The 26,956-nt window shown below is 41.1% G+C and carries 30 protein-coding genes and 1 tRNA gene; 4 read left to right on the top strand and 27 right to left on the bottom strand.

From position 1 onward, the window contains the following. Nucleotides 1-4 precede the first annotated feature (4 nt). Nucleotides 5-913, bottom strand: coding sequence for a hypothetical protein (locus tag N693_RS0102965; RefSeq protein ID WP_025783293.1), 909 nt, complete (start codon nucleotides 911-913; stop codon nucleotides 5-7). Between the two features lie 492 nt (nucleotides 914-1,405). Further along, a complete protein-coding gene (locus N693_RS0102960) occupies nucleotides 1,406-3,028 on the bottom strand; it encodes an S-layer homology domain-containing protein (protein WP_025783292.1) in 1,623 nt (540 codons plus the stop codon). 281 nt (nucleotides 3,029-3,309) lie between these two features. Here N693_RS0102960 and N693_RS0102955 point away from each other — a divergent pair, with 281 nt between their 5' ends. Beyond that, nucleotides 3,310-4,008: a pseudouridine synthase gene (locus tag N693_RS0102955; RefSeq protein WP_025783291.1), complete on the top strand. Its 699-nt coding sequence runs from the start codon at nucleotides 3,310-3,312 to the stop codon at nucleotides 4,006-4,008. Nucleotides 4,009-4,506: 498 nt separating this feature from the next. Here the strand turns inward: N693_RS0102955 and N693_RS0102950 are convergent, their stop codons facing one another. From N693_RS0102950 to N693_RS0102935, 4 genes are all read right to left on the bottom strand, one after another. Next, nucleotides 4,507-5,496, bottom strand: coding sequence for a zinc-dependent alcohol dehydrogenase family protein (locus N693_RS0102950; RefSeq protein ID WP_025783290.1), 990 nt, complete (start codon nucleotides 5,494-5,496; stop codon nucleotides 4,507-4,509). A gap of 256 nt (nucleotides 5,497-5,752) precedes the next feature. Next, entirely contained in the window at nucleotides 5,753-6,091 is a 339-nt protein-coding gene (locus N693_RS0102945) for a YolD-like family protein (RefSeq protein ID WP_025783289.1), read from the bottom strand. Next, complete coding sequence (locus N693_RS0102940) at nucleotides 6,091-6,312, bottom strand: transcriptional regulator (protein WP_025783288.1); 222 nt, start codon at nucleotides 6,310-6,312, stop codon at nucleotides 6,091-6,093. Before N693_RS0102940 ends, N693_RS0102945 begins: the two co-directional genes overlap by 1 nt. A 228-nt stretch (nucleotides 6,313-6,540) precedes the next feature. Then, the gene (locus tag N693_RS0102935) at nucleotides 6,541-7,257 is read right to left on the bottom strand and encodes a class I SAM-dependent methyltransferase (RefSeq protein ID WP_025783287.1); all 717 of its coding nucleotides are present in this window, start codon (nucleotides 7,255-7,257) and stop codon (nucleotides 6,541-6,543) included. A 580-nt stretch (nucleotides 7,258-7,837) separates the two neighbouring features. Here N693_RS0102935 and N693_RS20355 point away from each other — a divergent pair. Continuing rightward, a complete protein-coding gene (locus N693_RS20355; protein ID WP_172643565.1) occupies nucleotides 7,838-8,011 on the top strand; it encodes a hypothetical protein in 174 nt (57 codons plus the stop codon). 669 nt (nucleotides 8,012-8,680) lie between these two features. Here N693_RS20355 and N693_RS0102915 read toward each other — a convergent pair. The 4 genes from N693_RS0102915 to N693_RS0102905 all read right to left on the bottom strand — a co-directional run bounded on the left by N693_RS0102915 (nucleotide 8,681) and on the right by N693_RS0102905 (nucleotide 10,506). After that, nucleotides 8,681-9,400 (bottom strand): CPBP family intramembrane glutamic endopeptidase, encoded by a 720-nt coding sequence (locus N693_RS0102915; RefSeq protein WP_025783286.1) that lies wholly within the window; start codon nucleotides 9,398-9,400, stop codon nucleotides 8,681-8,683. Between the two features lie 174 nt (nucleotides 9,401-9,574). After that, complete coding sequence (locus N693_RS18810) at nucleotides 9,575-10,153, bottom strand: N-acetylmuramoyl-L-alanine amidase (RefSeq protein ID WP_371257543.1); 579 nt, start codon at nucleotides 10,151-10,153, stop codon at nucleotides 9,575-9,577. Between the two features lie 3 nt (nucleotides 10,154-10,156). After that, a complete protein-coding gene (locus N693_RS20780; protein ID WP_081760024.1) occupies nucleotides 10,157-10,264 on the bottom strand; it encodes an N-acetylmuramoyl-L-alanine amidase in 108 nt (35 codons plus the stop codon). A 2-nt stretch (nucleotides 10,265-10,266) separates the two neighbouring features. Next, on the bottom strand, nucleotides 10,267-10,506 hold the full coding sequence (locus tag N693_RS0102905) for a phage holin (protein ID WP_037592627.1): 240 nt from the start codon (nucleotides 10,504-10,506) through the stop codon (nucleotides 10,267-10,269). On the opposite strand from N693_RS0102905, the gene N693_RS18805 reads away from it, so the two are divergent. Beyond that, on the top strand, nucleotides 10,506-11,195 hold the full coding sequence (locus N693_RS18805; RefSeq protein ID WP_025783284.1) for a site-specific integrase: 690 nt from the start codon (nucleotides 10,506-10,508) through the stop codon (nucleotides 11,193-11,195). The two genes, N693_RS0102905 and N693_RS18805, sit on opposite strands and share 1 nt — an antisense overlap. A 154-nt stretch (nucleotides 11,196-11,349) precedes the next feature. Here N693_RS18805 and N693_RS0102895 read toward each other — a convergent pair. The 12 genes from N693_RS0102895 to N693_RS0102840 all read right to left on the bottom strand — a co-directional run bounded on the left by N693_RS0102895 (nucleotide 11,350) and on the right by N693_RS0102840 (nucleotide 19,787). Further along, nucleotides 11,350-11,423 (bottom strand) — tRNA-Arg (locus N693_RS0102895). Between the two features lie 76 nt (nucleotides 11,424-11,499). Then, a complete protein-coding gene (locus N693_RS0102890; RefSeq protein WP_025783283.1) occupies nucleotides 11,500-12,003 on the bottom strand; it encodes a metallophosphoesterase in 504 nt (167 codons plus the stop codon). Further along, nucleotides 12,000-12,614, bottom strand: coding sequence for an XTP/dITP diphosphatase (locus N693_RS0102885; protein ID WP_025783282.1), 615 nt, complete (start codon nucleotides 12,612-12,614; stop codon nucleotides 12,000-12,002). Before N693_RS0102885 ends, N693_RS0102890 begins: the two co-directional genes overlap by 4 nt. Beyond that, entirely contained in the window at nucleotides 12,611-13,369 is a 759-nt protein-coding gene (rph, locus tag N693_RS0102880; protein WP_025783281.1) for a ribonuclease PH, read from the bottom strand. Before rph ends, N693_RS0102885 begins: the two co-directional genes overlap by 4 nt. Nucleotides 13,370-13,480: 111 nt before the next feature. Beyond that, a complete protein-coding gene (gene murI, locus N693_RS0102875; RefSeq protein WP_025783280.1) occupies nucleotides 13,481-14,287 on the bottom strand; it encodes a glutamate racemase in 807 nt (268 codons plus the stop codon). A gap of 1 nt (nucleotide 14,288) precedes the next feature. Next, on the bottom strand, nucleotides 14,289-14,696 hold the full coding sequence (locus N693_RS0102870; RefSeq protein WP_125103293.1) for a MarR family winged helix-turn-helix transcriptional regulator: 408 nt from the start codon (nucleotides 14,694-14,696) through the stop codon (nucleotides 14,289-14,291). Nucleotides 14,697-14,914: 218 nt separating this feature from the next. Continuing rightward, nucleotides 14,915-15,304, bottom strand: coding sequence for a hypothetical protein (locus tag N693_RS0102865; RefSeq protein ID WP_025783278.1), 390 nt, complete (start codon nucleotides 15,302-15,304; stop codon nucleotides 14,915-14,917). Nucleotides 15,305-15,463: 159 nt separating this feature from the next. After that, complete coding sequence (locus tag N693_RS0102860) at nucleotides 15,464-15,685, bottom strand: helix-turn-helix transcriptional regulator (RefSeq protein ID WP_025783277.1); 222 nt, start codon at nucleotides 15,683-15,685, stop codon at nucleotides 15,464-15,466. Between the two features lie 65 nt (nucleotides 15,686-15,750). After that, nucleotides 15,751-16,206: a thioesterase family protein gene (locus N693_RS0102855; protein WP_025783276.1), complete on the bottom strand. Its 456-nt coding sequence runs from the start codon at nucleotides 16,204-16,206 to the stop codon at nucleotides 15,751-15,753. Between the two features lie 324 nt (nucleotides 16,207-16,530). Further along, complete coding sequence (sdhB, locus tag N693_RS0102850) at nucleotides 16,531-17,331, bottom strand: succinate dehydrogenase iron-sulfur subunit (RefSeq protein WP_025783275.1); 801 nt, start codon at nucleotides 17,329-17,331, stop codon at nucleotides 16,531-16,533. A 55-nt stretch (nucleotides 17,332-17,386) separates the two neighbouring features. Continuing rightward, nucleotides 17,387-19,135, bottom strand: a complete 1,749-nt coding sequence (gene sdhA / locus N693_RS0102845) for a succinate dehydrogenase flavoprotein subunit (protein WP_025783274.1) — start codon at nucleotides 19,133-19,135, stop codon at nucleotides 17,387-17,389. Nucleotides 19,136-19,178: 43 nt separating this feature from the next. Further along, nucleotides 19,179-19,787: a succinate dehydrogenase cytochrome b558 subunit gene (locus N693_RS0102840; RefSeq protein WP_025783273.1), complete on the bottom strand. Its 609-nt coding sequence runs from the start codon at nucleotides 19,785-19,787 to the stop codon at nucleotides 19,179-19,181. A 230-nt stretch (nucleotides 19,788-20,017) separates the two neighbouring features. Between N693_RS0102840 and N693_RS0102835 the strand changes: the two genes are divergently transcribed. Next, complete coding sequence (locus N693_RS0102835) at nucleotides 20,018-20,434, top strand: DUF2507 domain-containing protein (protein ID WP_025783272.1); 417 nt, start codon at nucleotides 20,018-20,020, stop codon at nucleotides 20,432-20,434. A 1,436-nt stretch (nucleotides 20,435-21,870) separates the two neighbouring features. Here N693_RS0102835 and uvrC read toward each other — a convergent pair. From uvrC to N693_RS0102810, 5 genes are all read right to left on the bottom strand, one after another. After that, a complete protein-coding gene (uvrC, locus tag N693_RS0102830) occupies nucleotides 21,871-23,673 on the bottom strand; it encodes an excinuclease ABC subunit UvrC (protein WP_025783271.1) in 1,803 nt (600 codons plus the stop codon). Nucleotides 23,674-23,737: 64 nt separating this feature from the next. Continuing rightward, nucleotides 23,738-24,052, bottom strand: coding sequence for a thioredoxin (gene trxA, locus N693_RS0102825; protein WP_025783270.1), 315 nt, complete (start codon nucleotides 24,050-24,052; stop codon nucleotides 23,738-23,740). A 176-nt stretch (nucleotides 24,053-24,228) separates the two neighbouring features. After that, nucleotides 24,229-25,212, bottom strand: coding sequence for an electron transfer flavoprotein subunit alpha/FixB family protein (locus N693_RS0102820; protein WP_025783269.1), 984 nt, complete (start codon nucleotides 25,210-25,212; stop codon nucleotides 24,229-24,231). Nucleotides 25,213-25,248: 36 nt separating this feature from the next. Beyond that, nucleotides 25,249-26,022 carry an electron transfer flavoprotein subunit beta/FixA family protein gene (locus N693_RS0102815; RefSeq protein WP_025783268.1) on the bottom strand — a complete coding sequence of 258 codons (774 nt, stop codon included), beginning with the start codon at nucleotides 26,020-26,022 and terminating at the stop codon, nucleotides 25,249-25,251. Between the two features lie 21 nt (nucleotides 26,023-26,043). Then, entirely contained in the window at nucleotides 26,044-26,817 is a 774-nt protein-coding gene (locus N693_RS0102810) for an enoyl-CoA hydratase (protein WP_025783267.1), read from the bottom strand. Nucleotides 26,818-26,956 lie beyond the last annotated feature (139 nt).

The following is a 26,956-nucleotide window of genomic DNA, read 5'->3' as shown; positions in this document are numbered from 1 at the left end:
GAGTTCATGATTGAACCACTGCATACTCATCAATCAGTTCTTTTAAATCCTCTGCATCATGTCTTACTTTTAAATCGAAGTACATAACTGCAAAACCAACAGTAAATATTAATGTTGTGACAATATTTACGAGCGATAGAATCATTGAAAGCAAAACACTATTGCCTAAAAATAACCCAAATGTAAGTTCAAAAGCACTGCTGACAATTGAGATGAGTAGAAAGAAGATTATGTACAGTCCTACTAACTTCCAACCTTGCGTGCGAGTCAGTCTCCAACTTCTTGTAAACCCTGGAGTTCCTTCTCCAAGTACTGCAGATCCAAAATAAAAGCTCCAACGGGTAAGTAAATATCCAATCGCGATTGCAAAAGCTAAGAATAGTAGTACTCCTACAATAATACCAACTACAGGAAGTGTTGCTATTCCAATTATGAAGACGAATGCGATAAACATGATAGGTAATAGTATTAATCCCGTGACCATGAGTGTAAATAAAAGCGTACTCCCAATAATTGCACCGTATCTAGCAAAAGCTTTCTTAACGACCGAACCAATTGTATAGGCTTCATTTTTACGAATATGATCGACAACCAATAAAGTTGCCGCAGTAGCAACAGGAAATATGAATAAGCTAACAATGCCTAGTAGTATCACGCCTATGTCGGCACCTAGACTGGTTGTTTCTTCCACTTCGAAACTCGCTGCAATATTTTCATACCAAGCCCCACCTACAGAAACCTCTCTGAAAAAATTGACGCCAGACACGAGTTGTATCAATGCTTCAATCAGATAGACGGGTCCCATAAATAGCAGGGAAATAAAGAAAAAGATTTTAAAATTATTTTTACTTAAGCTAAAGGTCAAATCGAGTATTTCCCCAAATCTCTTTGGTCTGTTGAGTCGCTCATTCATACCATTCATCTCCTAATTAATAATCATATAAGTCATTCTAACACTATTCAAATAATTGGTGTATATCTGAAAGAAAAAAGCGAAGTCCACTTCTCATTTAAAGGCTAGGAAGTCGGCTTCGCTTTGCATTTTTTCAGCATCATTCTTAACGTTATAATTATAGATAAACTTATAGGTATGTTAGTCAGCTTTCTCAAATAGCTATCAAAAGAAAAACTCTCAGTAAAATTAGGAAAAGAAAAAGTGATAAGAAAGGAGCATTCCTGTTAGAAGATTTTTCGGTAGTGTTGGGGTGCCTGCACATTAAACTTTCATATTTATTTAAACATCCATGATTGTTTCTCACACAGGCATCGATTCCGCTCAAAATAGCAATATTCTGCTATTGCATAGCTTCTCTAAAAATGTGTTATCTACTAAGACCATCGTCGTTATAATCAAATACACAAAAGAACCGCTGTTAGATGAAATCCATCTACACCGGTCCTTTTGTTATCTTGTTGTGTCCACACGATATAAGAATAACGCCAGTTCTCCTCGGGTAATAGAAGTACTCGTTCCAAATTGTGTTGATGTTTTTCCTTGAGTTACGTTATTTTTCAATAATGCTTTAACCGCTTCTTCATAGCGTGGAGATACATCTTTAAATGACAGTTCGACCCCATCGCTTGATAATTTATATGCTCTTTGGAGGAGGAGTGCCATCTCGCCACGCGTGGTTGTTTCGTTAGCACCGAAATAAGTGGATGATTTGCCAGTTGCTATTTCTGCTGATTTTAATGCATTCACTGCGCCCCAAGCTCTTTTTGGTACATCCCCATACTGCGGCATACTCGTGTTAGAAGTATCGAGATTCAAAATTTTCGCCAGCCAAATCGCTGCATCAACTCTTTTGATATTATTTTTCATGCCAAACTCGGTTTTACTAATTCCTTTGGCAACTTTCTTATCCGCTAGATAAGTGACTGCTGCGGAATAACGATCTGTCATATCAATAAAACTAGGTTCAGCGCTAAATGACATTGTATAAACACCACTTTGCCAGTCCACCTGTTTAAAAGGGCTAAAATAATAGGTTCCTTTTTCAAGCTTCAATTTTTGAGTGGAGGTCACAGGATTCCCTATTGCTCCGAAGTTCGTATCAGAACCATAAGAGATACTTTTTTCTTTCATAAGTTCATATTGGCTGAATTCTGATGTAAAGTTAATGGTCAAATAGCCATCATAATTCATTTCAAGCGTATAATAGTCAATCCTGTCAGAATAACTTAAGAAACCAGTATGCGTTTTTCCGTCATTGAGCTGTAGAGGAATTGCCGTCCCTCGAGTATTATTCGGCTCCATCTCTTCGTTGTTGGCGAGTTCTAAATCCAGGCTCATTTCATATACACCGTAGTAAGATCCTTGACCCGTCACTAAAATGTAATAAGTTCCGGCTTCCAGGTCCATTTGGTGGTTCCAATAGACAGGTGCGTCATTCTTAAATCCGAAACTCTCGTACGCTATCAGTTCTTGTTGCTCGTCAAACAATCGGATCGATGCGTTAGGCATATAGGAAATAGCATTCATCTGAAATCTCCCCGGCGCTTTGAGCTCAACTTTGTAATAATCATCCCTATCACTCAGGCTAATCAAACTTCTTACTTTCTTTCCTCCAACTGTTAGCAACATTGCCTCGTTGAAAGACTGATTCGGTTCTATTTCAGTGTTATTTGCAGAATCGAATGTTGCACTTAGGTCATAGTTGCCATAACTTCTTTTTTCATGATCTTTAACGATTAAGTTATATTCACCCGATTCCAGAACGTATTCCTTACTATAAGATGATGGCTTATCCAGACGACCGTTATAAATGACCTCATAGCCGTCAACCCTATCACCATCTGGTGTTTTAAGATCTACTATTACTTCAGATAAATAGGCGTTCAAAGTGACTGTGAGAGTGCCTGGCTGCTCGAGTGTAATGGTGTATTCATCCGATGATTGTTGTTCGGTTATCGCACCTGAAACCGTTGTATCGAATTGTAAACCGGATGCCGCTTTTGCAACCGGAGTAGTCATAAATCCAGTTAAAAATAGAACGAACGAAATAACTAACATGCGTTTTTTGTTCAAGCTTTTTACCTCTTCCTTTTCAATAATCTTTAAACACAGATTTTCATTTTATAGTATATAGTATTTCTCCATTTAGCAATACGCTTTTCTTTGAAAGCAGGTGCCTAACACAATATCGTATTGGACAAAGTGTTAGGTACTTGTGCAAGAAACTTTCATGATTGTTCCTCGCACAGGCACCTACTTTTGTTTCTTGTGGTCATGTGTTTCCACTTGTGAATTCAGCAAACATACATACGTGGTATCATGAAGTAAGAAGCAGTTGATAAGGAGCGAAAAATGTGAGGTTGAATCAATATATTAGTTCTTCTGGATTCTGTTCCAGAAGACAAGCTGAGCGATTTATTACTGCTGAGAAAGTTTTAGTGAATGGCGAGATTGCACGTCATGTATGTTTTATTGAGGAGAACGATGTAGTCGAAGTAAACAGTCACAGAATTAAACACACATCAGAGAAAATCTATGTGAAGCTTAACAAACCAATCGGGATTACTTGTACAGCCTCACCTACTATTGATAATAATATTATTGACTATATAGCCTATCCTGAACGTATTTTCCCGATCGGACGTCTAGACAAAGAAACTGAAGGTCTTATTCTATTAACAAATGACGGAAGCGTTGTAAATAAGTTAATGAAAGAAGAAAACAATGAGGAAAAAGAGTATCTAGTAACCGTTGACAAAAGGATTACAGAGTCTTTTCTAGTCCGTTTATCAAACGGTGTGGATATTTACAATCCTAGAAGAAAAGGCATTTCCAGAACAAATGCTTGCTCTGTACTTCAGCTTGATGATTATACATTTCGGATAACACTCTCCCAAGGATTAAATCGACAAATCCGTAGAATGTGCAGACATTTTCAGTATACTGTCAGACACTTAAAGAGAGTTCGAATTAAGCATATTCACCTCGGATCATTAGAAATCGGCCAATGGTGCTTCTTGACTGAAGAAGAAATAGCAGATTTACTTAGGTAGCCATTGCATTTCAGTATTAAGTGCCTGTGCAAGAAACTTTCATGTTTGGTTAAACATTCATGATTGTTCCGTGCACAGGCACCTACTTTAAACGACGCCTGTGCATCACCAACTCGAACCCTATTCTAAATTATTCTGGAGTTGTGTCCTGCACAGCTCTTTTTAGGACGACCAAAAACACCGAATCGGTTAGCTATCAACAGATTCGGTGTTTTCACTTTACTATTACGTCCCAGGGGGACATAGGCGAATCGTTATACATCAGTAGATAGCACTGAGTTTGTATACCAAATGTATACCTATTTATTAAATGTAAACTTATACAATCGCATTCTGACGATATAAAATTAGTCTTGAGTACTATACTCAAAAGAGGAGGCATCTACCCCCTCTCTTTTTGCTTTCAACTTATTCCCATAACACCAATGAAAAAGTGTTTAATGATTATTCGTACAGGTTATGTTGCAATCGATCTCTTCAATGGAATAAGCAGCTCTCTCAGTTCGTTAAAATCACCTTGCCCTGATTTCCTTCCGAAGATTCAATAAACCTTACAGCTTCCCGTATTTCCGATAAGCTATAATATGATTCAGGTCTCATAAGACTTAATTTTTTGTCATTGATCAATGTAATTACGTCAGTAAATGTCTCCTGCCAAGCATTTGCTGAAACTCTCTTATTCCAATGCCGCAAATGAAATAAGTTTGCATTCACTTTTGTCTCTTTTGTAATCCTCGCCCAATCTACTTGGATTCCTGATAAAAGACCTAAGGTTAAAAAAGTACCTTCAGGACGAACACAAAATGCTAAGTTGTTACCATCTGCTCCTCCAATTGAATCAATAGCTGCATCAGCTCCAACCCCGCCAGTCAAGTCCATAATTGTTTCTCGCAATGGATATAGAGAGGTGTTAATCACGGAAGAAGCACCGAGCTTTAGTAGATCATTTGAGTATTTATCATTCCTAGTTATTGCAATTAATCGGAACCCAAGAACTTTTGATAACTGAGCAAAAATGTGACCGATGGCTGAGCCGCAAGCATTTACCAAGAGGACATCATCTGGTTTTAACCCTAACTCTTGCGTACAAATGACCCAAGCTGTAATTGGATTTATGTACATTTGTGCAGCTGTAAGATCATCAATAGAATCTGGAATTACCACTGTATATTCTGCTGATGTTTTAACGAATTCCTGCCAAGTGCCTTCTCCCCTCAAAGGCAAAACACGTTTGCCAATAAAACTTTGAGATACCAAGGAACCTACGTTTTCAACAATTCCGACTCCCTCATAACCCGGAATATTTGGTAAAGATATTCTATGAGAGTAAGCACCTCTTATCGGTATTAAATCAGATGGGTTAATTGGTCTGGCTACCATGCGCACAAGTACCTCATCCTCTTTTGGGGGTTGAATATCTTTATATTCAATTTTAATTACTTCTTGGGGGTTACCAAATTCATTGAATTTGAGGCATTTAGCTCTCAAAAAAACCCACTCCCTCAGTCAAAACTGTTCTATGTTTTTAAACAATCTAGCTCTATTTTGAAACATCACTATGCCCTATCACACCCGTTTGATGAGTTGATTAGAAATTAAATAGTCCTTACTCTTTCCATTGATCGATGTATTTTTGATATCCCATCTAGATTATACCAAACCTCGTAATGAACTATCAGACTCTTTCCGAAAAATACCTTTGTCATTTCTCCAGAAACGTCCCGTCTATAAGGACAGGACGCACTCAATCCACATGTTGAACTGCAATAATGTCTGTAGCTAGTATCCGTTCTATTTCAAAGGGGTCTTGCAACACGATTAGTTGTTTGTGTACGTCAATTTCTTCTACAGTGCCCAGATAGCCCGTCACCTTGCCTTCTTTCCACGACCTTATCTGTGTCATACATTTACGCATCATTGCTGATTCTAGTTGCTCCTGGATGTCCTGCAAGTCAAAGTCTGTTAGATCGGGTTGCTTAACGTAATCATCTTCCTTTTGCCACTCGCGCAATAAAGAGATATGTTCCGGCAGCATCATCGCGGTCCACTTGATTTTTCCGCGGTCTCGGTTTTGGTCATACATTAAATCACTGCCCTTTCACGTTCGATTAGAGGGACAAGTGCTAAAACATTATCGATCGCAAAGGTTCGTTTAGACTTCCTAAGATGACAATAAGCTCGAAAAGATTTATCACCTAGCTGAAGTACATTGATTCGTCGCTTAGTAATACTGCCATCCTTTGCTAAATACATCATATCTAATGACTCACCGTAGTTAACAGCTTTCTCCAAAGTTATACGCACATTCGTCCCTCCTTGACTTTATAATACCGAATGTATGTTCGTATGTAAACCAAAATAAAAAAATGCGACCGCTCAATTAAGAGTAGTCGCCTTTTTCCTAAATCTAGTTGAAGCAATGAAATATAATTTAATGATTCCATCTGGGTTGTGCCACAATCGTGCCCGTTTGCTTTATTAAGGTCTGTATTTTAATCGTTAGCGTGCTCGGCTGTTATACCGAGAAACCCCTTATTTTACACCGTGAAAAATAAATGATTTTGTTTCCTCTGTTGCCTGTTTAAATTCCCAATCTCCATAGGTTCGAATTTTTGAAAAACCTACTTGGTGTAATGATTCATAAATCTCTTCTTGGGTTCGGAATTTTAATTGCCTTTTTTCATGAATAACTATTTCATCCGTACGTGCATTTTTCACAGTTTCATAAAACGTAAATACATCTTCTACGAACCCTTCGTATTCCGTCCAAATTTCAAGCTGCTCACCACTCAGCTGATCCGTTGCAACATCAGGAGTTTCATCTTTTGCCCACTGTTCCCATACTTTCGCTAATGGATTACGTGTATCAAAAATAAAGTGCCCTCCAGATTTTAATGCTCGATGTGCATCTGAAATGACGTTCTTCCAACTATCCTTTGTAAGAAATACTTGTGCAACATTTGCCGTCATAATAACAGCGTCGAACGCATTTGTTTGTAAATTTGTGCTATCACCAACAATCCAAGTCACTACATCTGGATATTCCTTACTTTTCGCATATTCAATCGCTTCTTCATTCGGGTCAATAGCTGTAATACGATATCCTGCCTTTGCAAAATGAGTTGTCAATCTTCCTGTTCCACAACCCAAATCAGCTATTTTTTTAGCATTTATCTTATTCAGGAGCCCTAAAAAAAATTCATCATCCTTGCCCCATACATTAATTTGGTCATATACTAATGGAATCATTTATTTACCTACTTTCTGAATCATACTTTTGTCTCTAATTTCTTCCGTAAAATGGCCCGTTTGCTGAACATACCAACTCAATTCGTTTTCTAGATTATATCAAACTCCTCTATTAATTGTCAGACTTTATTGAAATTAAAGATATACAAACTTTCTTCCGAAAAAGAATAAAGCCCAGTCCAATTAAGGACAGGGCATTCCGTCAATACTTTTATTTTATTTTTTAAAAAAGACTTACCTTTATATACTACGCATAGTATAATTGAAGTATAAAAGGAGGTGAACAAGTGGCGTACTTGGGAACAATAATAGCCTCAACCATTTCAATCCTAACCATCAGTCAGATACTCAGCAACCAGAATACGAAGTTAGAAAGTGAAAAGTTGAGGCTAGAGATAAGAAAGTTGAGATGGGGAGGTTAATCCCCCTCTCTTCTTACCTATGTATACCATAAAATTATGAAGATATTACTGATAATTATTGTTCTGTCCTGCGTAATCATCGGTGTGTTGGGAATTAGATACCTTGTCTTAAGGAAGGAAGGAAAAAAATAAACTACTGAAAGAGAGGAACCGCTTAATTGAAGAACAGTCAAACAGAGGCGAATAAGAAGTGGCAAGAACAAAACAAAGAGCGCGCCAAGTATTTAAGTAATCGATCGAGAACACGCAGCTTCATTCGTAATCAGGCGACGTTGGAAGATATTGATGAGTTGCAGCTACTTCTCGACCAACGAATAGAATCGCTGAAATAAATTAAAAAAGCGACCCGTCCAATAATGGTTAGGTCGCTTTTTGTTCTTTAGTCACTGGAAGACTAAAGGTTATTATGGACAAAGAGTTAAACCTGACATCTGTATAACTTTAACATTTACTGTTTTTTCCGTCAAATCAGTCAGTTGAACTCTGGTTATTCGCCTTTCAATTATTGTTCATTAAGAAGACCCCATCTAAATAAGGATAGGGTTGGAATGTACAAGAAAAATCTGATGAATCTCCTTAACACTACCAATATATCGCCATTTTGTCTACAATTTACGCCTTAAATAAGCAGTATTTACCATTACTTTAACCCGATAAATCAAAAAAGTCCTATCCAATTTAGGACAGGACTTTATGCGTTCTCTTTTTTAGTGTTAAAGAGGTCTACAGTTGCAAATCTGCTTTCATAATCTATCATGGGTTGCCACCATCGTCAAATCACTTGCTCTTCTTTCACAACTAAACGCCCACGATCAATCGCCACATGCATCAATCCGATTGCATCCGAATGAAACAACTCTCCTTGTAGTAACTTCTTTCGATAGATAGGGTCTCATGTCTGGTATGTTTTTGTTTAAGGATTTTGAACACCTTAACTGTTGAGTTTAGAATTGTAAAGGATAATGTCATATATCAGAACTCGTCATGGACAGATGATGTTATCATACCACTATTTTACTTGCTCGTTTACTTGAGTAGTTGAAATATATGAGTGCAATAATATATGTAACTACAAGTAGGATGACAGCTAACAGACTTTTTTCAAAAGAGCTTTCCCGAACAATAGATGCAAAAATATTGAACAAAGTATGAAATGCTATTACCAAATAAATTGTTCGAGTGTAGTAAAACAAAAAAGCAATAACTAGACCAAACAATAAAGCATTGACAATTTGTAGGATAACAAAAATGAAAGATTCGCTTGGATTTAGTCCACTAGCAACATGCAGGAGACCAAAAACGATACTTGAAAATAAGAGAAAAGACTTTGGGCTTTTATTTTGCAAATGATAAAGGAATACGCCACGAAACAATGTTTCTTCTGTATAGCCAACCAGAATCATTTGAAATAGAATTAGAAATAATGTTGAAAATGATAGCGAAAAGTCAATCCCTAATACAAGTGGCTGTATCATAACGATTAATCCGATAAATATAAAGAAAGTTTTATTAACTCTCTTTATTTCAAAGCCAAACTGTTTCAATGTTGGATCTTTCTTCTTCATGTATAAAGTTAAAATAACTGCAGCAATCAAAAACGCAAAGATTTGAAAGATAATCATTCCATTGTCATCAACTTGAAAAATTACACCTAGTGCAGAAAAGACACTAATAATAATTGTCAATCCCAGCCCAAATCCTAGCAGTTTTACGTAAATCATTTTAATTCCCCCAACCTTTTTTAAATATTACTTAAAGATATTCATTATAAGTTCGAAAATTCCCTCAATCTCCATGAGAATTAAAAATTCCCATCCAATTAAGGATGGGGCTTATAATCATTTATTTTTTACGCGCTACAAAACTAATCAACAAGTCTGTTGCTTGCCCATGTGTCATTGTATCGTCTTTTTAGATGTGTGATTATCACTAAACACCTTTTCATCATATGCGCGTTGTAATAGGTTTTTCATGTCCTTTTTTTGTGTGTCAGGCAGTAATTGAGCCATTTCATCTTCCTTCTCCTTTGGTGGTTGTGGTGTGGGTTTTAGTGAGCCGCCTGCATAGGAAACAATCCCCTCTACTGTCCACTGTGCCAGTTGCTCCACTTTGTTGATTAGAATGCTTTCGTCTCCCGCATTGGAAATAAACGCATACTCGATCAACACTGCCGGCATAGCTGATTCTCTGAGTACTGCTAAGTTGCCGCGTTTTTGTCCACGGTCACGGATGCCGATGTTGCTTGCAATCGCCTTGTGGATGGCTTCCTGTAATTTAAAAGGCTCAGCACTCACGCTACCGTTAAAGATAAACGTTTCAAATCCTATTGCACTATAATCGGTAGCTGAGTTGTTATGCAGACTTACAAAGTAATCAGCACCCCAGTTGTTTGCCATCTGAGCACGTGTGGACAGAGGAATAAAAACATCTGTTGAGCGCGACATTTTTACTGTGTGTCCCGCGCTTTCAAGCAACGTTTATAATCGCAAGCCGACTTTCAATACATTGTCCTTTTCCTTTGAGAGTTTACCTAGTGCACCTGGATCATGTGCTCCATGTCCCTCATCAATAAAAATTTTAGCCATAATTATTTTTCCTCCTTCTTAGGTTTGTGATACCTCATTGCTTGTTTGCTATCTTCCACACCATCGGTTGTTGGGTCCACGACGACCCCGAGTATAGCCAGTAGGGCAAACACTGCATTAATAAATCCAGTAGCCTCCTCGCCAACCACATCCGCTGCAAAGTCATAGCCAAACCATCCCGTTACAATCTGCATTACCAATAGAAAAGCCGGCACTATGGCCAGCCAGAAGAGTTTATTCATTGCACGTACTTTTAAATGGATATATCTCTAACGACTTTGCGAGGAAGGCTGAAATCCATGCTACAAACGCAGCAAAGAAGTCTGAGGACAAGCATTTAGGTTATGACGACAGCATGAAGCTGTACAACGCACTATTTAACAAATTAAGTAGCAATACAACGACTTTCCATCTAATCCTCTTAGGACTGGTAACTGGAGCACGTTACGGAGAACTTGTCGGATTAACAACAGATAGTTTTAATCTCAAAGAGAATACATTGTCGATTACGCGCAGTTGGTATTATCAAGGCGGTTCAGGCTTCGGACCATTGAAGAATGCGCAGTCAGAAAGGACATTATCAATTGATCTCAAAGTTATGGAGCAATTTGCTGGCCTGGTTGAAGAATCCAGGCATCATCCACATGGGTTAATCTTTTACCGTCCAACTCTAATCAAGACAGTCACGAACAAAGGTGCGAATGATGTATTTAGAACCATTCTTAAAAATCTGAAAATAGATTCAATCACCATGCACGGACTTAGGAATACACATGCCAGTGTACTTCTGTATAAAGGTGCTAACATCCATTCAGTATCCAAACGATTAGGACATGCTGATATCCAAACTACTTTGGATTACTATGCTCACGTTCTAAAAGTAATGGGAGAACGAAATGAAGCAATTCAGGTGAAAATCTATGCTAGTTGATGTTTACCTTGTATACATTTTGTATACCGACGAATCGTTTTCTAACTTATTCAGTCGTATTCTCGATATAAAGAAAAAACGCCTGAACCCTTGTTGCAACAAGGGTTCAAACGTTTCCAATACGATTCTAAAAGAACCAATTTTACTATAAAAACGTCCCAGGAGGGATTCGAACCCCCGACCGATGCCTTAGAAGGGCATTGCTCTATCCAGCTGAGCTACTGAGACAACTGCGTCAAAATCATAAATGATTTGAACGACAGGTTTTATTATATGCAAAGAATGAATAGAAGTCAATAGGTTTTTAATTTGTTGTGAAAATAACTTTTTCTACCGCTTCTCCAGTGTCTGGACTGCGGAAAGTCACCTTGAGCGAATCCTCTTGTTCGATGACTGCATACGTTGCCACTCGTCCACCTCTAGGAAGTAACGTACTCCCTGGATTCACGTAGAGTACACCATCTTGCAATTCCGCTCCATATAGGTGCGAGTGTCCAAACAGGACGATGTTGGCGTTTACTTGCTCTGCAGCGTATTTGAGCTGCATGAGCGATTGTTTCACGCCATGTTGGTGACCGTGGACCATCAAGATTTTTTTTGTGCCCACTTCGGCAACCACTGATTCAGGAAACGCGGCATTCCAGTCGCAGTTGCCTTGAACGATTTCCATGCCTTGTAAGATGTCCGCATTTACCGCCAATTCACTATCCCCACAGTGAAAAAATGCATCTGCATCGGTTTCCCGGCTGCGGATTGCTTTAATCGTTTTCAAATCACTGTGAGAATCGCTCATTACGATCAGTTTCATGCGTTCATCCCCGCCTCGCCAATCAGATTCGGAAGTTCTTTTTCGAATTTACGCATCGCTACACCACGGTGAGAAATCGCTGCTTTTTCAGATGGCGTCAACTCCGCCATCGCTTTTCCTTCTGAAGGTACGTAGAATATTGGATCGTACCCGAAGCCATTCTCCCCATGACGTTCAAATAGAATTGAACCATCACAACTTCCAGAAAACGTTTTTGTATCGATTCCCGGTCCTGCAATGGCTAACACGCAACGGAAGCGTGCGCCTCTTGAGCCTTCAGGAACGTCTTTAAGGCCGCTTAACGCTTTATCGATATTGGCCTCATCGTCTTTCGGTTCCCCTGCGTATCTGGCCGAGTAGACCCCTGGTTCGCCGTTTAAAGCGTCAATCTCAAGACCACTGTCATCAGAAATGACCCAATTACCTAGAATCTTTGCAGTTTCCTCTGCTTTCAGGATCGCATTCTCTTCGAAAGTCGTTCCTGTTTCTTCGACATCGATCGGCTCATCCAAATCTTTCAGAGAAATCACTTCGATACCATGAGGTTTGAACAGCTCTTCAAAGTCTCTCACTTTTCCTTTATTGTTCGTTGCGACTAAAATTTGTTTCATTGTGCAGCCTCCTCTTTAGATTCGATCATTTCACAAATCGGCCCGAGTGCTTGTTTTTGTAGGTCGATCAATTGTTGGATGCCGTTTTCAGCAAGGTCTAGTAATCCGTTCATCTCTTTACGTGTAAAAGTAGACTCTTCTCCTGTACCTTGTAACTCAACAAACTCACCTTTGCTCGTCATGACGACGTTCATGTCAACTGCTGCTGATGAATCTTCGATGTAATCCAAGTCGAGGATAAGTTCGTCTTGTTCTGATTTCCCGACACTCGTCGCAGCTAGGTATTGGTTAATCGGGAATTTGGATAATTTCTTTTGCTCGGCTATCCCTGCAGTCGCTAGCGCCATCGCAACAAACGCGCCTGTAATCGATGCAGTACGTGTTCCGCCGTCAGCTTGGATGACGTCACAGTCAATCCAAATCGTCCGCTCACCAAGTGCTTCTAGGTCAATTACTGCACGTAGCGCTCTGCCGATCAAACGTTGGATTTCCATCGTACGTCCACCAATTTTCCCCTTCGTTGCTTCACGTTGTGTCCGTTGCCCCGTTGCTCGTGGAAGCATTGAATATTCTGCAGTAACCCATCCTTTTCCGCTACCACGTAAAAATGGGGGTACCCTGTCTTCAACAGATGCGTTGCAAATAACCTTTGTATTACCTACTGTGATCAGAACTGATCCCTCGGGATGAAGTAAATAATCTTTTTCAATCTGCACATTTCGTAGTGCGTTAACTGCTCGTCTATCATGTCTCATTCATATATTCCCTCTTTCTTTTCATCCATCCATCTTATCATAACCATTCAAACCCACGCAAAAACCCGGCAATCAGTACGCCGGGTTAGTGAATTTGAAATCTACTACATTTTATAGAACTAGCTTTTCCACAACTGGATCCGCTATATGTAACCAATCTTTTACGATTAGTTCAAAATGAGCTGGGTTTCCCGTCGTATAGAACGTAGAAAGTCGTTCCGTCGACGCTTCTCGGTGAAGCTGTAATTCATCCAAAATACGAATTGCCGTATCGGCTGTCGCAGACCCCGAAGTAATGAGCTCTGTCCCTGCAGGTAAGTGCTTTCGTATGAAATGCGACAACAAAGGAAAGTGTGTACATCCTAAAATCACAGCATCGAATGTCTCGGAAGATAGTGGCGCAAGCGTCTTCTCGACGACTAGATCCGCCTCTGCCAATTTATATACGCCCCGTTCCACAATTGGAACAAATTCAGGACACGCGAGCCCATGAACGCAAGCATCCGGTGACAATGCTAAAATCGCATGGTCATATGCCTGGCTTTTCACAGTCCCACTTGTCCCGAGAACAACAATCTGTTTTGTCACGGATTTTTTAACCGCTGTCCGTGCGCCTGGTTCAATTACACCGATAATTGGAAAGTCGAACATAGGTTGTACGTGTTCCAACGCAAATGCGGTCGCAGTGTTACATGCGATGACCACCATTTTGACGCCAAATTCGTTGAGGGCACTGATTAATTCTTGAGTGAACTTGACGACTTCTTGTGGAGACCGGTTGCCGTAAGGGCAGCGGGCGTCATCTCCTATGTATAGAAATTGTTCGTTCGGCATCCGATTCAGGAGCTCGTCCATCACTGTAAGGCCGCCCACTCCTGAGTCGATAATGCCGATTGGTAAATCTGAGAATTCTTTCATGTTATTCTGTGCTCATTTCCACGTGTAGTTTTGATAGTAGTTCTGTAAACGTTGACAATTCTTCTGGGTTAAAATCTTTTACCACATCTTGCAAGTAGTCACGTCGCTTATCGATTACTTCTTCGATTACGCGCTCGCCTTCTGCCAACAAATGGATCCGAACAACTCGACGATCTTTTTCGTCACGTACTCGTTTCACCAATTCATTCTTTTCCATGCGATCTACTAAATCAGTTGTCGTACTGAATGCTAAAAACATTTTGTTCGACAAATCCCCAATAGTCATATCTCCATGCTCAAATAACCATTGGAGTGCGATGAATTGAGGAGGCGTAATGGTATAATTACTTAAAATCTGGCGCCCTTGTTGCTTAATAATCGCTGCAATGTAACGCAAATCTTTCTCCATGTGATGAATTTCTTCAAGATTCGCTGTGACTTTTTCTGTCAATGATACCAGCTCCAAATCATGAGTTTGCTTATTATTTTCCTCTTAAATCTTCAAAAATGCAATAAATAACTAATCGAAGGATTTGCCAAAGCCCCACTTTAAGAACATTGACTCCACGGGATTGTCACATTTTAAAGAGGCGACAAGACCAAATGCACTCATTCATCACCTACTTATTATACTTCCTTCACAACTGTTCTTGCATAGGAATCATGTGGTAATATTTCCCCATCATTTTTTATAAACTCTTGGCGATTCCCAATGAACTGCAAGGCACTGAAAGTATCACGATAGAACGTTCTTTTTATAATCTGATTGGAGCTTAAATCTGACCCATCTCCATTTTTCAAAACCAATCCCATTTTCTTATAGCCGACAGTTTGTCCACTTCTAAGTAATTGAGCACATTCGAGGGTACACGCGACAAGGGATGGCGTCACAAGAGCATGAACTGCTTCATTCTTCACCTTTTTCCGAAGAAAATACTCAGCCACACCTACCACGGCAGTCGAGATCGCTAAGTCAATGAAATATGCCTTCGTCCTTTTTTTAGTAATCGATTTCATCACCTATTCCTCCTTTAAATGTGTTCATCAATATATTATTTAAGATTCAGTTTAGCACACCCTATTGGATCTTACCGCCTTACAAATTTCAATGTGAATGAATGACAAAGAAAAAAAGGTTGCAAAACTCTCCGCAACCTTTCTAATAGCATTCTGATACTAATTCAAACTGAGCTCGCCGAGTCTAAGCAATTCTATCATCGCTTGTGCTCGACCAGAAACGCCAAGCTTTTGAATTGTATTTGAAATGTGATTGCGGACAGTTTTTTCACTGATTCCAAGCTTCCCCGCAATTTCTTTCGTTGTATGATCGGCTATGAGCAATGTGAAAATTTCACGTTCCCTACCCGTGAGAACAGATCGGTTGTTTAACTCCTCCATCAAGACGCGCCCCTCCTATTCGGTTTCCTTTTACAGTATTCCAAATAGGGGGAGGCTGTGCCGGCTTAATTCCTAGTTCTTTCGTAGAACAAATCCTTTTCCTCTTCTGTCCAAGCGACACCCGAGCCCGTCTTCTTCGAGATTTGCACCATTGCACCTCGTCCTGTGAACACGACCTCACCTTTCACATTCTTCGCCATATAATGAATATCGACGGAACTCTTCCCAATCGAATTTGCTTTTACATACACATCTATCGATTCATCAAAAAACACTTGCTTCATATAATCACATTGCAAATCAGCCACAACAGGAATGCGTTCTCCCTTCGGATCCAGCCAATCATTCATCAACCCTAAACTCTTCAAATAATCAATCCGCGCCTGTTCAAAATATGCAAACGTCACCGTATTATTCAGATGCCCAAACATATCCGTCTCAGAAAACCGAACCCGCATCGTCGCTGAAAACCGAAACCCCTCTTCCCACTCCTCAAAATTCTTTATATAACTCTGCTTCATTCTATTCTCCCCCAGTCCATAAAGTGAATGACCATTCATTTCTCCATTATATCAAACAACTCAGACAATAAGTAGTAATTCTGCTTTGAACTCTTTTTTGGAATGGAATCATCGTCTTCCACTACTAACCGTTGATTGTAGTGAAAGACGACGACTCCGTAGGGATCAGCACGATGGGGAGACCCTGGAGACCTGCTCACCATCCGTGCCCCTCGGAACGCGTCCGTCTGAAACGAAAATCAACACCCTCCAAGAATTCATTCCAACAAAAAAAGCCCAGAAAATCAGCTCTCGCTGACTTTCCGGACTCTCTTCAAGTAAACATCAGTCTACCATATGGTCACTTCCGAAGAAGTTCTTAAACATTTGTACAGTCGTCGCACGGTTCATCGCCGCAATAGAAGTTGTCAAAGGAATCCCCTTCGGACAAGCCACTACACAGTTCTGTGAGTTACCGCACTCACCAAGTCCGCCATCTGTCATCAACGCTGACAAACGCTCGTCCTTGTTCTGTGCACCAGTTGGATGTGTATTGAACAAACGAACTTGTGAGATCGCAAATGGTCCCATGAAGTTTGTTTGATCGTTAACATTTGGGCATGCCTCTAGGCATACACCACACGTCATACACTTAGAAAGCTCATATGCCCATTGGCGCTTACGCTCAGGCATACGTGGTCCTTCTCCAAGATCATACGTACCATCAATCGGAATCCATGCTTTGATTTTCTTAAGAGAATCGAACATGCCTTCACGATCGACAACCAAGTCACGAACGACCGGGAATGTACGCATCGGCTCTAATTTAATTGGCTGAGTCAATTGATCGACCAACGCTGTACACGACTGGCGTGGACGTCCGTTGATAACCATTGAACATGCTCCACAAACTTCTTCCAGACAGTTCATGTCCCAGTTGATAGGTGTTGTTTTTTCACCTTTAGCGTTCACTGGGTTACGTCGAATTTCCATCAAAGCAGAAATGACGTTCATGTTGGCTTTATATGGGACTTCGAAAGATTCCATGTACGGCGCAGATTCAGGTGTATCTTGCCGCTGGATTTCGAACATTACGGTTTTAGCGGGAGCTGCCTGTTCTTGAACAGCTGTTTGGTGTTCACTCATTTCCGTCAGTCTCCTTTCGATGCGAATTTATCGTCTTACTCGAGTCGCGTCTAGTTTATTTAGATGAAGAGTAGTCACGTTTACGAGGTGGAATCAGGGAAACATCCACGTCTTCATACGTTAAGATCGGTGCAGATTCACCGTCAAACGTCGCAATTGTCGTCTTCAAGAAGTTTTCATCATCACGTTCCGGGAAATCAGGCTTGTAGTGAGCCCCACGACTTTCGTTACGGTTCAGTGCACCAAGCGTGATGACACGAGCCAAGTAAAGCATGTTTTTCAACTGACGTGTAAATGTCGCACCTTGGTTCGACCATTGTTGCGTATCCGTCATGTTGATGTTTTCCCAACGCTCAAGCAATTCTTGAATCTTTTTATCCGTAGCTTCCAAACGATCATTGTAACGAACTACCGTCACATTCTCAGTCATTAGTTCCCCAAGTTCGCGGTGGATTACATATGCGTTCTCAGTTCCCTTCATGTTGAGGATTGCTTCCCACTTCACTTGCTCTTCTTTCACAGCGTCGTCGAAGATCTTAGAAGGCATATCATCTGCAGAATGCTTCAGACCCTTCATATACTTAACGGCTTCTGGTCCAGCAAGCATTCCGCCATAGATGGCAGATAGCAGAGAGTTGGCACCTAGACGGTTACCACCGTGTTGTGAGTAATCACATTCACCCGCAGCAAATAAGCCCGGGATAGATGTGTGCTGGTCGTAATCGACCCAAAGTCCGCCCATTGAATAGTGGACTGCAGGGAAAATTTTCATAGGAACTTTACGTGGGTCATCCCCAGTAAATTTCTCGTAGATCTCAATGATTCCGCCAAGCTTGATATCGAGCTCATGTGGATCTTTGTGCGACAAGTCAAGGTAAACCATGTTTTCACCATTAATACCAAGGCGTTGGTTTACACACACGTCAAAGATTTCACGTGTTGCGACATCACGTGGTACGAGGTTTCCGTAAGCAGGATATTTTTCCTCAAGGAAGTACCAAGGCTTACCGTCTTTATATGTCCAAATCCGACCACCTTCACCACGTGCAGATTCACTCATGAGACGAAGTTTGTCGTCTCCAGGAATTGCAGTCGGGTGAATCTGGATGAATTCTCCGTTTGCATATTTAGCCCCTTGTTGATAAACGATGGAAGCGGCTGAACCTGTGTTGATAACAGAGTTCGTTGACTTACCAAAGATGATTCCAGGTCCGCCTGTTGCCATAATAACAGCGTCACCAGGGAATGCTTTGATTTCCATAGTTTTAAGGTTCTGTGCTTTGATACCACGGCAAACGCCTTCGTCATCCATGATGATGCCGAGGAATTCCCAGTGTTCAAATTTCTGAACCAGCCCCGCAACTTCTTGCGCACGAACTTGCTCGTCCAATGCGTAAAGGAGCTGTTGTCCAGTAGTCGCACCTGCATATGCGGTACGGTGGTGCATTGTTCCACCAAAACGACGGAAGTCCAATAGACCTTCCGGAGTACGGTTGAACATAACGCCCATACGGTCAAGCAAGTGGATGATTCCTGGTGCTGCTTCAGCCATCGCTTTTACAGGGGGCTGGTTCGCAAGGAAGTCGCCTCCGTAAATCGTATCATCAAAGTGAATCATAGGGGAATCCCCTTCACCCTTTGTGTTTACAGCGCCATTAATACCGCCTTGAGCACAAACGGAGTGAGAACGTTTTACAGGAACGAGGGAAAACAAGTCTACTCCGACGCCTTCTTCTGATGCCTTGATGGTCGCCATTAGGCCGGCAAGACCGCCACCGACGACAATCACTCTACCTTTTGACATTATTGTTTCACTCCTCAAAGTTTACATAATAACGTAGTATTTCTTAAGCGAATGCAAATAGTGCGCGCATTCCAATCACAGAAAGAATTACAAAAATACCTAGTGTTACATAAGTAACAATCTTCTGTGAGCGTGGTGATTGTGCCAATCCCCAAGTTACTAGGAATGACCAAACGCCGTTCGCCAAGTGGAAAGTAGCCGCAAGAATACCTAGCGCGTAGAACACGATCATGAATGGAGATTGGAAAATATCTGCCATCATATCGTAGTTAACTTCCGCACCAAATAATTTCTGGATACGTGTTTCATAAATGTGCCATGCAATGAAGATGACAAGGAATACTCCCGTTACACGCTGCAACATGAACATCCAGTTACGGAAAGTTCCATAACGTTGCACGTTGTTTTTCGAAGTAAATGCGAGATACACTCCGTAAAACGCGTGGAACATAAGCGGTATGTAGATGACGAACCATTCAAGGAAATAAATGAACGGCAGGTTTTCAATAAAGTGCGCCGCTGTGTTAAATGACTCAGCACCTTTTGTTGCAAAATGGTTGATAATTAAGTGTTGCGTCACAAACAAGCCAATTGGAATAATTCCAAGCAATGAATGCAGTCGGCGCCAGTAAAACTCTGATTCTCTCACCAAGTGATTTACCCTCCCTTATTTCGGAGCCGGATGTCTTTTTCTACCTGATAAAACGACAAGCGAATGTTTGACGGTCCGTCTCTTCATGTTACAATATAATAACATGTACATTGTACTCCTCCATATTGGGAAGGTCAAGGTGACGAACTTGTATGATTGACCTTTTAGTTGCAAATCTAATGACATACCATGAGAGGTAATTTGATAGATACGAAAGGGATGCTCGCGTTTTGGCACACGAATCAACTGGAGAGCCGACACGATTCGGCTACGAACTACTGAGAGACCATGTAATTCCTGGCATTCTCGGGAAACATGAAGATGATATTCTTTATTGGGCGGGAAAAGAGATCGCCCGTAAATTCCCTGTCTTTTCCGTCGATGAAATACAGGACTTTTTTAAAGAAGCTGGTTGGGGCGAATTGATTTTAGTGAGTTCAGGTAAGGAAGAAGCTGACTATCAGTTGTCTGAAAGAATTATTTCTCCAGCTACTAAGGATTCGTATCACTTGGAGTCCGGCTTCATAGCTGAGCAATATCAGATTGCGAACGGTTGCTTGACGGAATGTTACGGCTCACGCGATGAAAAAACCGGACAAATCATCTTGCAAGTGCGTTGGGATGAGACCTATAAGATAGAAAAATAATTACTTGGCTGGAGGATGAGCGGTTTCTCATCCTCCAGTTTTTTGCGTGGATTTTGATCTTTGTTTATTGCAGGCATACTCTTTGTTTTCATTGGTTAAGTGAACATTTTGCGCGAGTTAGAGATGGGATTTATAGAGAATCGTGCCGCGTGACTAAGGCTTGCGGGTGGTTATGATCACTTTTGGTGGGTTATGAGCATTTTCTGTGATTTATGATCACATCGCTGGGTTTATGAGCGATTTCTGTGGTTTATGATCACAATCCTTGTTTTATGAGCACTTTCTGTGATTTATGATCACTTTTCCTGTTTTATGAGCACTTTCTGTGATTTATGATCACTTTTCCTGTTTTATGAGCACATCAACAGCTGCAAGTGGAAGTTGAGGTTACACGTGGACTAAAGTGACTCAAATCATCTCTAATTGATCACTAAATGCTTCGCGAAGCGAAGCACACATAACAGCACTTGTTTTTGATTGGTAAAGTGAACATTTTGCGCGAGTTAGTGCTGGGATTTTTAGAAAATCGTGCCGCGTGACTAAGTATTGCGGGTGGTTATGATCACTTTTTGGGGTTTATGAGCATTTTTTGTGATTTATGATCACATCGCTGGGTTTATTAGCAAATTTCGTGGTTTATGATCACAATCCCAGTTTTATGAGCACTTTCTAAGATTTATGATCACTTTTCCTGTTTTATGAGCACATCAACAGCTGCAAGTGGAAGTTGGAGGTTACACGTGGACTAAAGTGACTCAAATCATCTCTAATTGATCACTAAATGCTTCGCGAAGCGAAGCACACATAACAGCACTTGTTTTTGATTGGTAAAGTGAACATTTTGCGCGAGTTAGTGCTGGGGTTTATAGAGAATCGTGCCGCGTGACTAAGGCTTGCGGGTGGTTATGATCACTTTTTGGGGTTTATGAGCAATTTCCGTGGTTTATGATCACAATCCTTGTTTTATGAGCACTTTCTAAGATTTATGAGCACTATTCCTGTTTTATGAGCACATCAACAGCTGCAAGTGGGAGTTGGAGGTTACATGTGGACTAAAGTGACTCAAATCATCTCTAATTGATCATTAAATGCTTCGCGAAGCGAAGCACACATAACAGCACTTGTTTTTGATTGGTAAAGTGAACATTTTGCGCGAGTTAGTAATGCGGTTTATAGAGAATCGTGCCGCGTGACTGAGTCTTGCGGGTGGTTATGATCACTTTTGGTGAATTATGAGCATTTTCTGTGATTAATGAGCACATCGCTGGGTTTATGAGCAATTTCCGTGTTTTATGATTACAATCCTATTTTTATGAGCACTTTCTGTGATTTATGATCACTTTTCCTGTTTTATGAGCACCCTTCCCTCTCAACGCTTTTATAATAGAAATAAGTCTATCCATTTCATGAAAAAGAACGGGCCATGGCCCGTTCTTTTACTCTTTCGCTTGTTCTGCATTCTTGTTCTTTTCTGCAAAATATTCAACTACAGATTCCGCAACAACTTTTGGGAGCCCAGCTTCAACAAGCTGTTCTTTCGTTGCAACTTTAATTTTCTTGACAGAACCAAAGTGTTTCAGTAATTTCTGCTTACGCTTAGGACCAACTCCCGGCAATCCATCCAGCGCCGATACAAGAGAACCTGTATCGCGCCGTTGCCTGTGAAACGTAATTGCGAAACGGTGGACTTCATCTTGGATTCGTTGAAGTAAATAGAACGCTTCACTGGAACGCTTTAATGGGATCAGCTCAGGTGGTGATCCATATAGTAATTGCGCAGTTTGGTGTTTATCATCTTTCGCAAGCCCGGCTATCGGTATAGATAGTCCTAACTCATCTTCAATGATTTCCCGCGCAATGCCCATCTGCCCTTTCCCACCGTCAATGACAATTAAATCTGGTAATGGCAAATTGTCTTTTAGGACACGCGTATACCGTCTACGTATGACTTCGCGCATTGCGCCGTAATCGTCATGTGCCGCCGCGGTTTTCGTCTTGTATTTCCGGTAGTCTTTACGATTCGGTTTTCCATCGACAAATGAAACCATTGCTGAAACTGGCTCCACTCCGTGAGTATGGGAGTTATCAAACGCCTCAATTCGCAATGGAATTGAGATGTTCATCGCATCGCTTAACTCTTCACAAGCTCCAATCGTCCGCTCTTCTTGTCGGTCGATTAACTGGAACTTTTGTTTCAATGAAATGGATGCGTTCTTATTTGCAAGCTGAACCAAATCTTTTTTCTTCCCTCGTTGAGGAATGTAGACATGTACATCCAGCAATTGTTCGACGATCTCCCGGTCAATACCTGGTGGCAACAGCACTTCACTCGGTTTAATATGAGATGATTTTCCATAAAACTGTCCAATGAATGTCAACAATTCCTCTTCTGGATCTCGATAGACTGGGAAAAGAGAGACGTCACGTTCAATAAGCTTTCCTTGACGCACAAAAAATACTTGAACGCACATCCAGCCTTTTTCAACAGCATAGCCAAAAATGTCCCGATCCTTAAAATCATGCATCGTCATCGTCTGTTTTTCCATGACGGTTTCAATGTTAGAGATTTGGTCACGATATTCAGTTGCTCGTTCAAACTCGAGATTTTCAGCAGCATCACTCATCTTTTGAGTAAGCTCTTTTTTCATAGACTTATAGCCACCATTTAAGAAGCGAGCAATATCATCTGTCATTTCTTTATAAGTGTCTTTAGGAACATCGTACACACAAGGTGCAAGACATTGCCCTAAATGGTAATACAGACAAACACGATCCGGAAGCGTATGGCACTTACGGTATGGATACAACCGATCTAATAATTTCTTCGTTTCCGTCGCTGCCGTAACGTTCGGATACGGTCCGAAATATCGTCCTTTATCCTTTTTCACAATGCGTGTGACAATTAGTTTAGGATGTCTTTCAGCAGTCAACTTCAAGTACGGATACGTTTTATCATCTTTCAACATGATGTTGTATTTTGGATCGTATTGTTTGATCAAATTCAATTCGAGGATCAGCGCTTCAATATCAGAAGACGTGATAATTGTTTCGAAGTCTTCGATTTCAGTCACAAGCCGCTGTGTTTTCGCATCATGGGAGCCTGTGAAATAACTGCGTACACGGTTTTTTAGAACTTTCGCTTTGCCCACATAAATCACAGTCCCTTGACGGTCTTTCATCATATAACAGCCAGGCATATCAGGAAGGATTGCAAGCTTATTTTGGATCAATTCATTCATCTAGAATCACCTGCCAAAAAAACCGGGTTCCTCTAGAAAAGGGACCCGGTTTGAGATAGTAAACTTATGCGTGTTGCTCAACCAATTTAGCGAGTTCTTCTTTCGGACGGAAGCCAACCACTTTATCAACAGTCTCGCCGTTTTTCATAACGAGCAATGTTGGGATTGACATGATGCCGAACTTGCTTGCTGTTTCTTGGTTATCGTCCACGTTTACTTTAACGATTTTTGCTTTCCCTTCGATTTCGCCATCCAACTCTTCAAGAACTGGAGCGATCATCTTACAAGGTCCACACCACGGTGCCCAAAAATCAACAAGTACTACACCATCATTAGTTATCTCTGTGAAATCTGCATCTGTTGCATTCAAAATAGCCATTGGGTAAGTCCTCCTTTATAGGTAACAACTATGTAGTGATTATACCATGCAGCTATTCAACAGGCGAAATATCTGCCTACTACCTTCCTAGCTCAATTTCATCTACAAATACTTAAGAGCAGAAGTGAAGGAACCACTTCTGCTCTCTCAAATCGATCCGTTATTTCATCAACTGATTAAACAGCTGGTGAACCTTTTAGTTTCTTAACTTCTTCGATCATCATTGGCACAACTTCAAATAGGTCACCTACGATACCGTAGTCTGCTACTTTAAAGATGTTCGCTTCTGGATCTTTGTTGATAGCAACGATTACTTTTGAATTCGACATTCCAGCCATGTGCTGGATTGCGCCTGAGATTCCTACCGCAATGTACAAATCAGGTGTAACTACTTTACCTGTTTGTCCGATTTGCAAGGAGTAATCACAGTAATCCGCGTCACATGCACCACGTGAAGCTCCAACAGCTCCACCTAGCAGATGTGCAAGTTCTTCAAGCGGTTTGAATCCGTCTTCACTCTTCACACCGCGTCCACCAGCGATAATTACTTTCGCTTCTGACAAATCTACACCTTCAGTAGATTTACGAACAACGTTTGCAATTACAGAACGAAGATTTGTAATATCGACTGTCAATGATGAAACGTCACCTGAACGGCTTTCATCTTTCGCAAGTGGTTCTATGTTATTTGGACGGATCGTGATGAATAGAAGTCCACCCTTGCTTTGAACTTTTTCAAATGCTTTTCCTGAATAGATCGGGCGGATGAACTCAGCTGCATCGCCTTCTCCTTCAATCTTAGTCACATCAGAAATGAGTCCTGAGCTTAGTTTACTTGCAAGTTTCGGAGAAAGGTCTTTCCCCATCGCCGTATGACCCAAGACAATTGCATCTGGCTTCTCTTGCTCATAGACTGCCATGAACGCTTGGCTGTAAGCATCTGACGTATATTGCTTCAGGTGAGGATGTTCAACCGTTACAACGCGATCCGCGCCGTAATGAACCATCTCTTGAGCTAGATTTTCAACAGAGTCACCAAGGAGAACAGCTGTCACTGTTCCGCCTCCTGAAATTGTTTTTGCTGCAGCAATCGTTTCAAATGAGACGTTACGCAGTTCGCCTTCACGAGCTTCGCCAAGTACTAATACATTTTTAGACATATAGAGTCCCTCCTAGAACGGTTTAAATTGCTGGTATTATATGACTTTCGCTTCTTTGTTCAATAGATTTACCAATTCACTTACCTGATCAGAAATATCGCCTTCGAGGACACGACCTGCTGCCTTTTCTGGTGGCATGAAGATGTCGATTGTCTTAGTCTTTGCTTCGACTTCATCTTCATCAAGATCGAGATCATCCAATTCCAATTCCTCAAGAGGCTTTTTCTTTGCTTTCATGATTCCTGGAAGTGATGGGTAACGAGGCTCGTTCAATCCTTGTTGAGCTGTTACGAGAAGTGGCAATGAAGTTTCGATTGTTTCTGAGTCCCCTTCAACGTCACGGACAAGTGTTGCTGATGTCCCATCAATCTTTAAATCAGTTATTGTTGTGACATAGTTAATGCCCAGAAGTTCTGCGACACGTGGTCCAACTTGACCAGATCCACCGTCAATCGCAACGTTACCAGCGATGATCAAATCAGCATCTTTGTCTTTTAAGTATTCAGAGATGATTTTAGATGCTGAGAATTCATCCATCTCATCCAGATCATCTTCTGTGTTGATCAATACCGCTTTGTCCGCGCCCATTGCGAGTGCTGTGCGAAGTTGCTTTTCAGCATCCTCTCCACCAAGTGAAAGAACAGTTACTTCCCCACCATGCTCATCACGAACTTGAATCGCTTCTTCAACAGCATACTCATCGTACGGATTAATGATGAATTCCGCACCGTCTTCTTGAATGGCACCATTCTTTACAACGATCTTTTCCTCTGTGTCAAATGTACGTTTTACTAAAGCATAAATGTTCATACTGCAGACCTCCTTGACGTATTATCGTCCATTAAATTTAGGTTCACGTTTTTCTATAAATGCTTGAATGCCTTCTTTGGCATCTTCTGATACAAATACTTCTCCAAACGAATTCGCTTCTGCCTCGACGCCCTTATGATAGGAATCGTCTTTGGCGAATTGAAGCATGGCCAATGCAGCCTTCATAGCTACTGGGCTCTTCTTTGCAATTTTGTGTGCGATCGCCATCGTTTCAGCGAGCATCACGTCTTCAGCAAAGACGCGGTTCGCGAGTCCCCATTTCACAGCTTCAAGTCCCGTAATCGGATCGCTCGTCAGCAACATTTCGGCTGCTTTGGCTTTCCCTACATATCCTGGAAGTCTCTGTGTTCCAGCGAAGCCAGGAATTAGGCCAAGCTGTAACTCTGGTAGACCGAGTTTTGCGTTTTCAGTTACAAAACGCATGTGACAAGCCATGGCAAGCTCGAGACCTCCACCTAATGCTGCACCATGAATGGCTGCGATCACTGGTTTGTGATAGGTTTCCAACTTCTCGAAGATGCGTTGACCGTCTGATGACAGTTTTGAGAATTCCGCTCCTGAAGTGACAGTTGTGAATTCCTTAATGTCGGCTCCAGCTGAGAAGAACTTGCCTTCTCCGTGAAGGACGATAACTCGTACTTCATCGATGTCTTTCAGTTGCTCTAGTAAGTCGCCAACTTCTAGAATGAGCGCTCTTGAGAGTGCGTTAGCAGGGGGACGGTTGATAGTTGCGACGGCGACCCCTTGGTCAATTGAGACTTTCAAAAAATCCATGTCATCCCATCCTTTTTCAGTACGGTTTGCTATGATGATTTGTAAAATGGAAGCGCCTTCAATGATAGCATACTAGTTTCTTAAAAATAAAGATTTTCCACTTTGTTGCGACAATTTAGTTTACATATAGTCGATTAAC

Source organism: Sporosarcina sp. D27 (assembly GCF_000586555.1).
Lineage (GTDB): Bacteria > Bacillota > Bacilli > Bacillales_A > Planococcaceae > Sporosarcina.
Note: the sequence above shows the minus strand (reverse complement) of the source record. Positions and strands in the feature narration are given on the sequence as shown.

Excerpts from the sequence above, each read along its gene's own strand:
- trxA (WP_025783270.1), bottom strand. The coding sequence starts at position 24,052 with ATGGCTATTTTGAATGCAACAGATGCAGATTTCACAGAGATAACTAAT.
- N693_RS0102885 (WP_025783282.1), bottom strand. The coding sequence starts at position 12,614 with ATGAAACAAATTTTAGTCGCAACGAACAATAAAGGAAAAGTGAGAGAC.
- N693_RS0102890 (WP_025783283.1), bottom strand. The coding sequence starts at position 12,003 with ATGAAACTGATCGTAATGAGCGATTCTCACAGTGATTTGAAAACGATT.
- N693_RS20780 (WP_081760024.1), bottom strand. The coding sequence starts at position 10,264 with ATGGCTAAAATTTTTATTGATGAGGGACATGGAGCACATGATCCAGGT.
- N693_RS0102855 (WP_025783276.1), bottom strand. The coding sequence starts at position 16,206 with ATGAAGCAGAGTTATATAAAGAATTTTGAGGAGTGGGAAGAGGGGTTT.
- N693_RS0102865 (WP_025783278.1), bottom strand. The coding sequence starts at position 15,304 with ATGAAATCGATTACTAAAAAAAGGACGAAGGCATATTTCATTGACTTA.
- N693_RS0102860 (WP_025783277.1), bottom strand. The coding sequence starts at position 15,685 with ATGGAGGAGTTAAACAACCGATCTGTTCTCACGGGTAGGGAACGTGAA.
- N693_RS0102915 (WP_025783286.1), bottom strand. The coding sequence starts at position 9,400 with ATGATTTACGTAAAACTGCTAGGATTTGGGCTGGGATTGACAATTATT.
- N693_RS0102935 (WP_025783287.1), bottom strand. The coding sequence starts at position 7,257 with ATGATTCCATTAGTATATGACCAAATTAATGTATGGGGCAAGGATGAT.
- N693_RS0102815 (WP_025783268.1), bottom strand. The coding sequence starts at position 26,022 with ATGAACATTTATGCTTTAGTAAAACGTACATTTGACACAGAGGAAAAG.
- N693_RS0102870 (WP_125103293.1), bottom strand. The coding sequence starts at position 14,696 with ATGGAGAAAGATTTGCGTTACATTGCAGCGATTATTAAGCAACAAGGG.
- rph (WP_025783281.1), bottom strand. The coding sequence starts at position 13,369 with ATGAGACATGATAGACGAGCAGTTAACGCACTACGAAATGTGCAGATT.
- sdhB (WP_025783275.1), bottom strand. The coding sequence starts at position 17,331 with ATGAGTGAACACCAAACAGCTGTTCAAGAACAGGCAGCTCCCGCTAAA.
- sdhA (WP_025783274.1), bottom strand. The coding sequence starts at position 19,135 with ATGTCAAAAGGTAGAGTGATTGTCGTCGGTGGCGGTCTTGCCGGCCTA.
- uvrC (WP_025783271.1), bottom strand. The coding sequence starts at position 23,673 with ATGAATGAATTGATCCAAAATAAGCTTGCAATCCTTCCTGATATGCCT.
- N693_RS0102905 (WP_037592627.1), bottom strand. The coding sequence starts at position 10,506 with ATGAATAAACTCTTCTGGCTGGCCATAGTGCCGGCTTTTCTATTGGTA.
- N693_RS0102810 (WP_025783267.1), bottom strand. The coding sequence starts at position 26,817 with ATGGATTTTTTGAAAGTCTCAATTGACCAAGGGGTCGCCGTCGCAACT.
- murI (WP_025783280.1), bottom strand. The coding sequence starts at position 14,287 with ATGAAAGAATTCTCAGATTTACCAATCGGCATTATCGACTCAGGAGTG.
- N693_RS0102820 (WP_025783269.1), bottom strand. The coding sequence starts at position 25,212 with ATGTCTAAAAATGTATTAGTACTTGGCGAAGCTCGTGAAGGCGAACTG.
- N693_RS0102965 (WP_025783293.1), bottom strand. The coding sequence starts at position 913 with ATGAATGAGCGACTCAACAGACCAAAGAGATTTGGGGAAATACTCGAT.
- N693_RS0102945 (WP_025783289.1), bottom strand. The coding sequence starts at position 6,091 with ATGTATGACCAAAACCGAGACCGCGGAAAAATCAAGTGGACCGCGATG.